Raw genomic sequence first — 11,945 nt, 5'->3', positions numbered from 1 at the left:
ATTCTTATTTTGCTGAACCTGCCAGGTGAAGTCCTTGATCGGAGGGGGAAAAGGTTTGACTTTGCAGCAGCTCCGCTACGCGATTGAGATTGCGAACAGCGGCTCTATGAATGAAGCGGCCAAACGGCTATTTGTGTCGCAGCCCAGCCTCTCGAATGCTATCAAGGAGCTGGAGAACGAGCTGGGCATCACGATTTTTGAACGGAATAACCGGGGAATCAGCATCTCGGCGGAAGGCATGGAATTCCTGGGCTATGCCCGGCAGATTATTGAGCAGACCGAATTCATGGAGAACCGCTATACCGGCAAGAAGCGCAGCCCGATCTATTTCTCGGTATCTACACAGCATTATGCGTTTGTTACGGATGCTTTTGTGAAGCTGATGAAGGAGAGCAAGGTGCAGGAATACAATTTCAGCCTGAGAGAGACGCAGACCTATGAGATCATCGAGGATGTGCGTACCCTGCGCAGCGACATCGGGATTCTGTATATCAATGAGAGCAATTACAAGATTATGAACAAGCTGTTCAGTGACGGGAACCTGAAGTTCACTCCGCTGTTCAATACGAATCCGCATGTCTATGTGCGGGCAGGGCATGTATTGGCTGCAAAAGAGTGGATCACGGCGGAGGACATTCATCCGTATCCTTACATTACTTTTGAGCAGGGGGATAACAATTCACTGCATTTCTCGGAGGAGATGCTTAGCTTCACACAGATTGAGAAGAATATTAAGGTGACCGACCGGGCCACGCTGACTCATTTGCTGCTCGGAAGTGATTCGTATACCGTAGGGACTGGGATTATGGCCTCTGAGCTGGATGATGCGGGGCTGATTACGATTCCTTTTGACAGCAAGGAAGTGTTCTCTGTCGGCTGGATCGCCCACAAGGACCGCAAACCGAGTGAGATTATGTCTACATATATCGATATTCTGAATGATCTGGTGTCGGGTAATGCTTTCGAGCTTGAATCTTTCTTATTATAAGAGCAGGAGGGACGTATGAGCAGTCCAGTGATCGGATCGACAAGAAACGCACCGCCCTTCCGCTACGACATTGTCGGGAGCTTCCTGCGTACAGAGGAGATCAGGAATGCACGCAGCCTGCATGCGGAAGGTGAACTAACCGCGGGACAGCTGCGGGAGATTGAGAATATAGAGATTGGCAAGCTGCTTCAGCAGGAGAAGGCGCTTGGACTGAAGGCTGTGACCGATGGCGAATTCCGCCGCTCCTGGTGGCATCTGGACTTCTTCCTTGGGATTGAGGGTACTGGAAAAATCACTCTTGGCGGTACTCCCGGCGTTTCCAAGGAGCAGACGAACCGCGCCGAGAGCTTCAGGATTACCGGTAAAATCGCCTACGGTGACCATTCTATGGTCGAGGAATTCCGTACCTTGCAGCAGATGGCCGGAGAGACGCTGGCCAAAATGACGATTCCTTCACCCTCTTTGTTCCATTTCGTGCAGGAGTATAACGGCAACGACATTTATTCCAATACCGAAACGCTGTACGGCGATATCATTCAGGTGTACCGGACGGCGATTCAAGCCTTCTATGATGCCGGTTGCCGTTATCTGCAGCTGGATGATACCACCTGGGGGACGCTGTGCAGCGGCAGACATCGTGCTCATCTGCGCAGCAGGGGCGTTGACCCGGATCAGCTTGCTCAAGACTACGTCCGGCTGATTAACGAGAGCATTGCCGGCCGCCCGGCGGACATGACCATTGCCCTGCATGTATGCAGGGGCAATCTCCGCTCCACCTGGTTCGCCGCCGGAGGGTATGGGCCGGTCGCCGAGGAGCTTTTCTCGAATACGAACGTGGACGCGTTCTTCCTCGAATACGACAATGAACGCTCCGGCGACTTCGAGCCGCTGCGCTTCATCAAGGATCAGTTCGTCGTGCTGGGTCTGGTGACCACCAAGCATGGCGGGCTGGAGAGCAAGGAGCAGCTTATTGCGCGTATCGAAGAAGCTGCCCAGTACGTAGACATCAACAAGCTGTGCCTAAGCACACAATGCGGCTTCGCCTCCTCGGAGGAAGGCAACATTTTAACGGAAGAAGAGCAGTGGGATAAGCTGCGGCTGGTGATTGAGACGGCGAATGAGGTTTGGGTGTAGCGCTCAATGGATCGGGATTAATTGATGTGAATTGGGGAGGATTGCCCGGTGTGGCGATCCTCCTTTTTGCGGAGATTGCTAGGCAGCGGACTGTGGGGAACATAGGTGGATTTCCTCCACTTGCTGATGATGGAACAGACTTTACCGGGGCAGCAGTTGGATAAACGACACTTAATTTCTCCCATATTCCGCCGTAGCGGCATATACCGATGCAGTAGTTGCTGTTTTTCCACTTGTTTACCTGAAAACATTAGAAACCGGGAAATTAAGATACATTATTCCATTTGTTTGCTGTGGAGGATGGGAGTGTTCTGTGTGCTTGCAATTGTAGTCTTTGTCTTTAACCATTCTGTACCAATCGTAGGGATTCCCTCTACAGTATAATGTTGGGAGCGGATTCAATACTGAAGCTATATCTTTGGAGGGAATATGATGGTTATTGAACTACGACCTGTATCGGTCGAGAACTAGTATGACTGCACATTGCTGAAAGTAAAGCTAGAACAACAAAGCGTTTTTCCTGCTCCGGTGGTTAATTGGATTGCTGAAGCAAAATTCGTGCAGGAGTTTGAGCTGCGGGCTATATATTTAGGAACTGTAGTGGTAGGATTTATTGTCTTTTGTACAACTCCCGATGAGGATGGTAACTGCTGGATACCGGCACTTATGATTGATGAACATTATCAAGGACAGGGTTATGCTAGACAAGCCATGGTGAAATTAATACAGCATATGCGAAATGAAGGGTGTAGCCGATTAATGATCGGGCATAGACCCGACAACCGGATTGCCGGAATGTTGTATGAATCGCTTGGATTCCAAAAGGTCAGTGAAGAGTTATACGACGGTGAGGTTGTACGTTGTCTGGAGCTTAATCAATGCATTTGACCACAAATAGCCCTCCTGCAAAGAGGGCTAATCGTTTGGCCATAGGAGCCGGGACATTCGATTCTATTAGTCGCATAGCCCTAAACCGTAATTTTTTTGCTATTTTCGCTATTCCTGTTACATACTGTTGAGAGCGTTTTCTATTTTTACTCCAAACTCTGTTTCGTTTAGCTTGGGTGTTCGAGTTTTTGAATCGACGAGGGGATAATACAGAACTAAATACTTTCCAGATTGGTAGACAATTGGTGCGTGGAAACTAAGAAGCTGAATACTTTCTTCAAAGTGCTTTATTCCACCTTCTCGTTTCTCCTCCGATCCGAAAGCGTAAACTTTTATTATTTCCTCATTACTCAGTTTATAGCTAACAGGTTTAATACCCTCAAGAATTTGGTCGTCAGGTGATTCAATTTTTGTAATGTTTTTTTCAAGGGACATTATTGCTTCATTCACGTTAGAATATTCTTGTTGAGAAGAACAAGCAATAAGAAATAAAAAGCTAATGAAGGTGAAGAATAGATTTTTTTTCATGAATAACCCTCCTTTTTTGTTCAGGACACAGATAAGAAGAGACGAGACCCACCTAATGCAGAAGTTACTAACAAAATTGAGCTTGCCATGTATTCCTTATGATTTTATCAAAAATAGCGAAGAAAAGTATGGCATGGGCTTAGGGTGATGAATTTTCTGGAGTTCTGTCTTTGGTTCCAGAGGCTCAAGCGAAATCCTTGACAGCTATTAACGGTTATTTTAAAACTTATTGACACATTCTCCCTCCCGCAGTATTATTGCAAATAATAACGTACAACAACACAAGCGATGAAGAGAAGAGTAAGCAGGCGGCAGCGTTCACAGAGAGCTCCAGAGTGGTGAAAGGGAGCAGCGAAGCGCCTGATCTGAAAAAAGTCTCCGAGCTGCATAGGGAATTGGGCACAAGTGTCCAAGGATGGTATGCCGGGTTCTCCCGTTACAGAGATAGGGTATAAGCGTCATGGCCGTACCCGAAGAGGCGGATGAGGCAACTTGTCCGTAAACAGAGGTGGTACCACGAAGCTTATCCAAGCTCCCGTCCTCAAGATATTAATCTTGAGGACGGGAGCTTTTTTGCTTTTCAGGTAATTCACAATAAACTTAGAGGTGATTGAGATGCATTGGGCAGAAAAAATTGCAAACCAGTTAATCGCGGAGCATCCGCAGCGGCAGACGTATGTATGTGCATCCGGGATCAGTCCGTCCGGATCAGTTCATATCGGGAATTTCCGCGAGGCGGTGACGACTGCATTTGTGGCGAAGGCGCTGCGGCGGGCGGGGAAGGAGGTGCGTTTTATTTTCTCATGGGATGACTTTGACCGGTTCCGCAAAGTGCCGGCCCACGTGGACCCGGGCTTCGCTCAGTATATTGGTCTGCCTTATTCGCAGGTGCCGTGTCCGTATGGCTGTCATGCTTCGTATTCGGCATATTTCGAGTCGGAATTCGAGCAGGCGCTCCAGGTATTCGGGATTGAGCCGGAGTTCATCTATCAGAGCCGGGAATACCAGTCAGGCCGTTACTATACGCAAATTCTGCACGCCCTGCGCCGCCGGGGAGAGATCTACGATATCCTGATGTCGTTCAAGACAGGTGAGAGTTCGGCGGATGAGCGGGCGGCTTTTTATCCGATCCATTTATATTGCGGGCAGTGCGGAAAAGACTCGACTACGATTCTGAATTTCGACGATCTGGAGGAGAGTGTGGCCTACCGCTGCGGATGTGGTCATTGCGATACCGTACATATTCCTCAGGCGGACAACATCAAGCTGCACTGGAAAATCGACTGGCCGATGCGCTGGCAGCTGGAGCAGGTGGTGTTCGAGCCGGGTGGCCGGGACCATTCGTCGGAGACGGGGAGCTACAATGTGGCTGCGGTAATCGCAGAGCGGATCTTCGGGTATTCACCCCCGGTGTACGAGCCATATGAATTCATCAGCATCAAAGGCAGCTTCGCTAAAATGTCCAGCTCCTCCGGGCACAATTACACTCCAGATGATCTGCTCCGAGTCTACGCCCCTGAGAACATTCTGTTCCTGTTCGCCAAATACCAGCCGAATGCCGCCTTCCATATCGGGCTGGATGAGGATGTGCTGCGCAATTATGCGGAGTTCGAGCGGTATGCTGCGGGAGCACGGGCAGGCACATTAACGGGCGATCTTGCGGGTGTGCTGGAGCTGTCTCTGCTAAACGACTCTCCGGTGAGCACTGGAAGCAACGTTAGCTTCGGCCAGGTAGCCAGTCTGCTTCCCTTAATCAACTTCGACAGGGACAAGCTCCGGGAGATGTTCAACAGAAACGGCGAAGAGGTAGATGAACTCCGGCTGCAGACAACGGTTGGGCGGGCGGAATACTGGATCAGGAACTGGATGCCGCACAAGCTGGTGACGATTCAAACCTCGCCCGACTATGCGTATTATCATTCTCTTACCGGAGTGGAGCTGAGATGGCTGCGGAGCTTGTGCAGTCTGCTGCGGAGCAGGGAGCTGGAAGAAACGCAGCTCATGACGGAGATCTATGCCATCTGCCATCACGAAGATAAGAAAACGATGCGGACCCAGCAAAAAAGACTGTTCACCATCATCTATCAGTTAGTCCTTGGTGCGGAGCAAGGCCCGCGTCTGCCCTGGCTAATCCAGGCAGCTGGAACAGAGCAGATGCTGAATTTGCTGGATTTGTGAAGGTGTGTGGACGGCCCTTTACGGGATCGATTGAACAGAGGTATAATGTACAGGACTGTTTTACATCAAATGTTGGAAAGCGAGCGGTAACGATATGGGTCGTAAATGGAATAATATTAAGGAAAAGAAAGCATCCAAGGATGCTAATACAAGTAAGGTCTACGCCAAGTTCGGGGTAGAAATCTATGTTGCAGCGAAGAAGGGCGAGCCTGATCCGGAATCCAACCGGGCGCTGAAGGTCGTTCTGGAGCGGGCCAAGACCTACAATGTACCGAAGGCGATTATTGACCGTGCCCTGGAAAAAGCCAAGGGCAGCGGCGATGAGACCTACGTTGAGCTGCGCTATGAAGGCTTCGGTCCAAGCGGATCGATGATTGTAGTCGATGCGCTGACGAATAACGTCAACCGCACGGCTCCGCTGGTCCGTTCGACGTTCAGCAAGAACGGCGGCAACATGGGCGTCAGTGGATCGGTTACGTATATGTTCGATCCGACAGCGGTAATCGGGGTGGAAGGCAAATCTGCGGATGAGGTGATGGAGCTGCTGATTGAAGCAGACCTGGATGTCCGCGATGTGCTGGAAGAGGACGAGGCGGTCATCGTGTATGCTGAGCCGGACCAGTTCCATGCGGTACAGGAAGCCTTCCGCAGCGCGGGGATTACGGAATTCACTGTAGCCGAGTTGACGCTGCTCCCTCAGAACTATGTAGCTATTCCTGAAGATGCACAGGCACAGTTCGAGAAGCTGATCGATGCACTCGAAGAATTGGACGATGTGCAGCAGGTCTACCACAACGTGGATTCGGAAGAATAGAATAGTCGTCTATGGAATAAGCGGACAAGCCTGCAAACCGGCTTGCCCGCTTGTTCTTTTTTCTGGTGCAGAAGAGAGAGGGGCAGGTCTGTGGGGGTATTTCGACTGGTTAGTGTCGTCCATGTATTTCTGATTAAGGACGGGCAAGTCTTGCTGCTCAGGCGCGCGAATACGGGACATCATGACGGGGAGTATGGCTTGCCTGCCGGGAAGCTGGAGGGCGGCGAGCCGCTTCATGTTGCCGCCATCCGCGAGGTCCGGGAAGAATGCGGTGCTGTTATAGCTCCCGCCGATCTTACCCTGATCGGAACGATGCACCTGCATACCTCCGGGGATGAGCGGGTGGATTTCTTTTTCAAGGCGGAGCAGTGGACTGGAGAGATCTGCAACATGGAGCCGGACAAATGCGATGAGATATGCTGGTTCCCGGTGGATGCGTTGCCGGAGAATATCATCCCGTTCGTACAGGAGGCCTGGAATACATTCAGGGACGGTGTCTGGTATGCCGCTCACGGATGGAATTAGATTAGAGTAGCAGGGGGAATGGCGCAGTAATGGAAGACTGGACGCTCAGTATGGTTCTTATATTGGTAGTATGCGGATTTCTGGCCGGATTAATTGATTCGGTAGTGGGCGGTGGCGGACTGATCGCGATTCCGGCCCTGCTGTCGGTAGGTATACCGCTTCACCTGCTGCTTGGCAGCAGCAAATTGGCCGGATCGATGTGCTCGCTGACCGGAACGCTGACTGTCCGTCAGGTGCCTTCCGAGTTCCTGAAGCCGCTGGTGATCGTGATGCTGATCGTCATTACGATCTACACCTTGTTCAAAAAAGCCTGGGGAGACGTCTCGACCTTCTCTGCCAGCAACGGTAAATTACGTATGGCGGGAATCCTAGCTGCGCTGCTTATAGGCTTCTATGACTGGTTCTTCGGCCCGGGAACGGGATCGTTTCTGATTTTCGCTTTTCTGATGATGGGGTTTGAATTTGTCACCGCCGCAGGCAACGCCAAAATCCTGAATTTCGCCAGCAATATCACAAGCCTGCTTACGTTCATTGCCCTGGGCTCTGTCAGCTACACCCACGGGCTGATTCTGGGGATTCCGATGGTGATTGGAGCCATTGTCGGCTCTAGGATGGCTATCCGCAAAGGGGCGGCGTATATTCGCCCGTTATTCATTACAGTTACTGTCATATTGATCGGCAAGCAAATATGGGATACGATGCATTAAGCACAACTAATGGAGTGGATGAGATGGAGATCAAGCTTATACATAAGGAAGAAGCATGGAAGCTTAGGCATGAAGTGATGTGGCCTGAGCGTGAGCCGGATTACATTAAGCTTGCGGACGATGACCAGGGCAAGCATTACGGACTGTATCTTGAGGATCGGCTGGTCTCGGTGTTATCTCTGTTCGTCAACGGCACAGAAGCACAATTCCGCAAGTTCGCTACTCTGGAGCTGGAGCAGGGCCAGGGTTATGGCAGTAAGCTGCTGAAGACGGTTCTTGCGGAGGCGGAGCAGGCGGGGGTGCGGCGGATTTTCTGTAATGCCAGAACCTACAAGGCAGGCTTTTATAAGAGATTCGGCATGCAGCCAACCGATGAAGTGTTCAGCAAAGGCGGCAAGGATTACGTGGTCATGGAGAAGTTCTTCGGACCTGTAACGGATGCGAAGGAGGAGCTTAAGGGATGACCAAGAAGCTATATTATGATTCGGCTTATATAAAAGAATGGAGCACTACCGTTACTTCGGCGATAGAGCGTGAAGACGGGATCTATGTGACGCTGGCGGAGACAGCCTTCTACCCGCTCGGCGGCGGCCAGCCCTGCGATACGGGAACCATCGGCGGGATTGCTGTACTGGATGTGGTGCTGGAGGATCAGGAGGTGCTGCATAAGGTGGCGGAGTTGCCCGGACAGACTGATGTGGATTGCGCCATCGACTGGACCCGGAGATTCGATCATATGCAGCAGCACAGCGGCCAGCATCTGTTATCCGCCGTATTCCTGAAGTTATATCAGGCGGCGACCGTCAGCTTCCACCTGGGGAGTGAGTATGCCACGATTGATCTTGATCTGCAGGAACTGTCAGCGGAGCAGCTGGCGGAGGCTGAACAGGAGGTGAACCGCAAGATCTACCAGAATCTAGCGATTACCAGCTACTTTGTGACCGCAGAGGAAATGGCCAAGCTGCCGCTGGTGAAGCTTCCTAAGGTAACAGAGGATATCCGGATTGTCGAGATTGAAGGCGTGGAGCACAATGCCTGCGGGGGAACCCATGTCGCGGCGACCGGGTCGATTGGGATGATTAAGCTGCTGAGGTCCGAGAAGCAGAAGGGCCATGTGCGGGTTACCTTCCTGTGCGGGGGGCGGGCACTTGCCGCCTTCAACGATCATGTTCAGATCATCAGCCAGTTGTCCGTCAAGTTCAATACCGGCAAGGAAGAGATTATGGACCGGATCGGCAAATGGGAGCAGGAGCAGAAGCTGCTGATGGTGGAGCTGGCTGCGGTGAAGGAGCAGAACGACAGTTATCTGGCCCGGGAGCTGTTAGCATCCATGGAAGAAGGAAGTCGGGTGCTCGCGCATATTTCGGAAGATAGAACACTTAAGGACTTGCAGAGTCTTGCAGCGAAGCTGACGGCGCTGACCGACCTTCGGGTGCTGCTGCTGAGTGCGGCGGAGAATAAGGCGGTGCTCGCGAATAGCGGATCTGCGGATTTCTCATGCGGTGCCTTCTTCAAGGCTCATCTGGGCAAATACCAGGGCAAGGGCGGGGGCAGCGACAAGCTGGCTCAGGCTGGATTCCCTTCCTGGGAAGACGCACTGACATTTTACAATTTTGCCAAAGGGCAATTCTGATTGTCATCGAAAATTCAGGGGAGCCGCTATCTCACAGGCATGGAGGAGATATAATGAATGGGCTCATTGAACTGACACCAGATGACTATCCTGCGGTTTATGATTTCTACAAGGTGAAGCTGCATCACCTTCCCGCCTTATCCGTCCTGCTGGAGCACTATCCCGGGCGGGTATTTGCTGATCATTTGGAAGCGCCGACACTGGCTGTGGTATGGGCTACGGGGAGATGGATGTATGCTGCAGGAGATATCAGTACTGAGATCAACCGGCTGAAGATGATGGGCTTTTTGCAGATGGTAGTTGTGCCTGATTGCCAGCAGAGACAAGAGAAAGGGTTCGAGATCTATACGGAAGATAGTGATTCATGGACGGAACTATTGACGCTTGAGATTGCCGGGCTGAGCGTAGACAGACATTTGGAGTTGGTCTATGAGTTCAATATCGAACGATTCATTCAGCTGAAAAACAAGCGTGCTGCTATCCCCTTGGAGGGAGATCTATCTGTCGCCTACGAGGAATTTCCCGTGCTCACCCAACCGGAGCATAACAGGTCTGCAAGACAGGACAGGTTCATTGGGCTGACAGCCACTGGTGCTGTAGTGAAGGTCAGGGATGAAGTGGTCTCCATTTGTAAAAATAACGGCTTCAGCGTGAATAACAGGTACTTCATTGATGTAGATACTCATGCAGAATCGGAGCGCGGGAAGGGCTATGCTACGCTCGCCGCCGCATCGTTAATTAGTCACTATCTCGATCAGGGAATGCTTCCTTTATGGGAAACAACGCATGAGAATACGGCTTCACATAAGCTCGCGTTAAGGCTCGGTTTCGAGCCGGTGGAGAGCTATCCGGTGTTTGCTTTTGTCATATAAGGCTAGTACCTTTTATCGTAGAGGAGTGGTATTGATGAAGAGGTTAGCAATCCTTACAGTCGGTAAAACGCATAGCGGGAAGACCACATTTGCCAGAGAATTAGAGCGGTGCTTACCTGAATCAGCCGTTATTGACCGGGATGATCTGGCTGAATTCATCAATACCCGGTACGAAAGTCTGCTGCCCAAGCAAGGGGCAAATACGCTCAAGGACGCTCTGACCCGAACGTTAGTGGATTATGCCGTTCATGAGACGGAGCAGCACATTATCATGTGTAACGCTAACTCCAATAGGGAAGGCCGACTGCGAATGCTGGATTGGTTTCACCAGAAGGGATTGGTTAGTGTGCTGGTATATTTCACTCTGCCTGATGAGGTGCTGTATTCGCGTGTAGCGAGTAGTCAGCGGAGTACAGCTATCCTTAGAAAATCAAACAGCTTCGATGTAGTGCTGACCCGGCAAATCGCGGATTCACAAAAGGGGCTGGCGCAGCCACCAACAGAGAGTGAGTCGGAGCATCTGTTTGTCATCCGCGATAGCGGCGAAGTACCCGGTACGATTCAGAAGATCGTCCAGATTGCAGGAGGGAAGTGAAATCCGGCCGCCAACTGGACCTGACCGCCCAAACCCTTCATAATAAGAAGAGTTGTGAACGGTTCCACACAAACTCATAAACGGAGGTTCATAGGATGAAATACCGCGAGCTGGGAAATACGGGTCTGTCTGTCAGTGAGGTCAGCTTTGGCACTTGGGCGATTGGCGGGGACTGGGGCAGCAGCAAGGATGAGGACGGGCTGAGAGGCTTGGAGGCGGCGATGGAGCAGGGCGTGAATTTCTTCGATACGGCAGATGTCTATGGCGGCGGCCATGCGGAGGAGCTGCTCGCCAAGGCGACCCGGGGGAAGCAGGATGAGATACATATTGCCACGAAGTTCTGCCGCGCCGGAGATATCCATGACCCGGAGAATTATTCCGCGCGCCGGATCAGTGAATACTGTGAGCAGAGCCTGCGGCGTCTGGAGCGGGAAGCGATCGATCTGTACCAGATCCATTGTCCGCCGATGGAGATTCTGCGTGATGGCAGTGTGTTCGCGGCGCTGGACCAGTTGAAGGCTGAGGGTAAAATCCTTCACTACGGCGTCAGCGTAGAAACTATCCAGGAGGGCTTGCTCTGCCTGGAGTATCCGGGCGTAGCGGCGCTCCAAGTGATCTTCAATCTGTTCCGCCAGCAACCTGCACAGGAGCTGTTGCCGCAGGCTGCGGCCAAGGGGGCGGGAATCCTGGTGCGCCTGCCGCTGGCCAGCGGTCTGCTCACTGGCAAATTTACAGCGTCCAGTACCTTCCAGGAGAACGACCACCGCAGGTTCAACGCGAACGGGGAGCAGTTCAATGTGGGTGAGACTTTTGCCGGTCTGCCTTTTGGTAAAGGTGTAGAGCTGGCGCAGAAGCTGGATTGGATCGCTGAAGGACGCGGCAATATGGCCCGGGCCTCCATGCGCTGGATTCTGGACCATCCGGCCGTCAGCTGTGTGATTCCGGGCTTCAAGAATGAGGCTCAGGTGAACGATAATCTGGCTACGCTGGATGTACCTTCCTTCAGCCCAGGGGATATGGAGCGCCTGGCTGCCTTTTACCAGTCCGAAGTGGTTCCATATATCCGTGGAGGGGTGTAGCGGT

General features: G+C 51.8%; 13 protein-coding genes. 12 read left to right on the top strand and 1 reads right to left on the bottom strand.

What is annotated here, in order from left to right; translation table 11 throughout:
• Positions 1-55: 55 nt before the first annotated feature.
• From MKY96_RS13200 to MKY96_RS13190, 3 genes are all read left to right on the top strand, one after another.
• Positions 56-988 (top strand): LysR family transcriptional regulator, encoded by a 933-nt coding sequence (locus MKY96_RS13200; RefSeq protein WP_076078080.1) that lies wholly within the window; start codon positions 56-58, stop codon positions 986-988.
• 15 nt (positions 989-1,003) lie between these two features.
• Positions 1,004-2,122 carry a 5-methyltetrahydropteroyltriglutamate--homocysteine S-methyltransferase gene (locus tag MKY96_RS13195; protein WP_340940951.1) on the top strand — a complete coding sequence of 373 codons (1,119 nt, stop codon included), beginning with the start codon at positions 1,004-1,006 and terminating at the stop codon, positions 2,120-2,122.
• Positions 2,123-2,605: 483 nt separating this feature from the next.
• Positions 2,606-3,010, top strand: a complete 405-nt coding sequence (locus MKY96_RS13190) for a GNAT family N-acetyltransferase (RefSeq protein WP_340940950.1) — start codon at positions 2,606-2,608, stop codon at positions 3,008-3,010.
• A gap of 117 nt (positions 3,011-3,127) precedes the next feature.
• Here MKY96_RS13190 and MKY96_RS13185 read toward each other — a convergent pair whose 3' ends face one another.
• Positions 3,128-3,538: a hypothetical protein gene (locus MKY96_RS13185; RefSeq protein ID WP_340940949.1), complete on the bottom strand. Its 411-nt coding sequence runs from the start codon at positions 3,536-3,538 to the stop codon at positions 3,128-3,130.
• Between the two features lie 615 nt (positions 3,539-4,153).
• Between MKY96_RS13185 and lysS the strand changes: the two genes are divergently transcribed.
• The 9 genes from lysS to MKY96_RS13140 all read left to right on the top strand — a co-directional run bounded on the left by lysS (position 4,154) and on the right by MKY96_RS13140 (position 11,941).
• Complete coding sequence (lysS, locus tag MKY96_RS13180) at positions 4,154-5,716, top strand: lysine--tRNA ligase (RefSeq protein WP_340940948.1); 1,563 nt, start codon at positions 4,154-4,156, stop codon at positions 5,714-5,716.
• Positions 5,717-5,810: 94 nt separating this feature from the next.
• Entirely contained in the window at positions 5,811-6,530 is a 720-nt protein-coding gene (locus tag MKY96_RS13175; protein ID WP_076078109.1) for a YebC/PmpR family DNA-binding transcriptional regulator, read from the top strand.
• Positions 6,531-6,620: 90 nt separating this feature from the next.
• On the top strand, positions 6,621-7,055 hold the full coding sequence (locus tag MKY96_RS13170) for an NUDIX hydrolase (RefSeq protein WP_340940947.1): 435 nt from the start codon (positions 6,621-6,623) through the stop codon (positions 7,053-7,055).
• A gap of 29 nt (positions 7,056-7,084) precedes the next feature.
• Positions 7,085-7,762, top strand: coding sequence for a TSUP family transporter (locus MKY96_RS13165; protein WP_340940946.1), 678 nt, complete (start codon positions 7,085-7,087; stop codon positions 7,760-7,762).
• Positions 7,763-7,785: 23 nt separating this feature from the next.
• Complete coding sequence (locus MKY96_RS13160) at positions 7,786-8,226, top strand: GNAT family N-acetyltransferase (protein ID WP_340940945.1); 441 nt, start codon at positions 7,786-7,788, stop codon at positions 8,224-8,226.
• Complete coding sequence (locus tag MKY96_RS13155; RefSeq protein ID WP_340940944.1) at positions 8,223-9,395, top strand: alanyl-tRNA editing protein; 1,173 nt, start codon at positions 8,223-8,225, stop codon at positions 9,393-9,395. The genes MKY96_RS13160 and MKY96_RS13155 overlap by 4 nt, the downstream gene beginning before the upstream one ends.
• Positions 9,396-9,448: 53 nt before the next feature.
• Entirely contained in the window at positions 9,449-10,267 is an 819-nt protein-coding gene (locus MKY96_RS13150; protein WP_340940943.1) for a GNAT family N-acetyltransferase, read from the top strand.
• Between the two features lie 34 nt (positions 10,268-10,301).
• On the top strand, positions 10,302-10,862 hold the full coding sequence (locus MKY96_RS13145) for an AAA family ATPase (protein WP_340940942.1): 561 nt from the start codon (positions 10,302-10,304) through the stop codon (positions 10,860-10,862).
• A gap of 95 nt (positions 10,863-10,957) precedes the next feature.
• Entirely contained in the window at positions 10,958-11,941 is a 984-nt protein-coding gene (locus tag MKY96_RS13140; RefSeq protein ID WP_340940941.1) for an aldo/keto reductase, read from the top strand.
• Positions 11,942-11,945 lie beyond the last annotated feature (4 nt).

This window comes from Paenibacillus sp. FSL R7-0302 (genome assembly GCF_038006885.1).
GTDB lineage: Bacteria > Bacillota > Bacilli > Paenibacillales > Paenibacillaceae > Paenibacillus_AQ.
The sequence above is the reverse complement of the archived record's forward strand: the minus strand, read 5'-3'. Positions and strand labels throughout refer to the sequence as shown.

What these genes read in the sequence shown, in the direction of transcription:
- MKY96_RS13185 (WP_340940949.1), bottom strand. Translation starts at nt 3,538, where the DNA reads ATGAAAAAAAATCTATTCTTCACCTTCATTAGCTTTTTATTTCTTATT.
- MKY96_RS13140 (WP_340940941.1), top strand. Translation starts at nt 10,958, where the DNA reads ATGAAATACCGCGAGCTGGGAAATACGGGTCTGTCTGTCAGTGAGGTC.
- lysS (WP_340940948.1), top strand. Translation starts at nt 4,154, where the DNA reads ATGCATTGGGCAGAAAAAATTGCAAACCAGTTAATCGCGGAGCATCCG.
- MKY96_RS13155 (WP_340940944.1), top strand. Translation starts at nt 8,223, where the DNA reads ATGACCAAGAAGCTATATTATGATTCGGCTTATATAAAAGAATGGAGC.
- MKY96_RS13150 (WP_340940943.1), top strand. Translation starts at nt 9,449, where the DNA reads ATGAATGGGCTCATTGAACTGACACCAGATGACTATCCTGCGGTTTAT.
- MKY96_RS13195 (WP_340940951.1), top strand. Translation starts at nt 1,004, where the DNA reads ATGAGCAGTCCAGTGATCGGATCGACAAGAAACGCACCGCCCTTCCGC.
- MKY96_RS13145 (WP_340940942.1), top strand. Translation starts at nt 10,302, where the DNA reads ATGAAGAGGTTAGCAATCCTTACAGTCGGTAAAACGCATAGCGGGAAG.
- MKY96_RS13175 (WP_076078109.1), top strand. Translation starts at nt 5,811, where the DNA reads ATGGGTCGTAAATGGAATAATATTAAGGAAAAGAAAGCATCCAAGGAT.
- MKY96_RS13160 (WP_340940945.1), top strand. Translation starts at nt 7,786, where the DNA reads ATGGAGATCAAGCTTATACATAAGGAAGAAGCATGGAAGCTTAGGCAT.
- MKY96_RS13165 (WP_340940946.1), top strand. Translation starts at nt 7,085, where the DNA reads ATGGAAGACTGGACGCTCAGTATGGTTCTTATATTGGTAGTATGCGGA.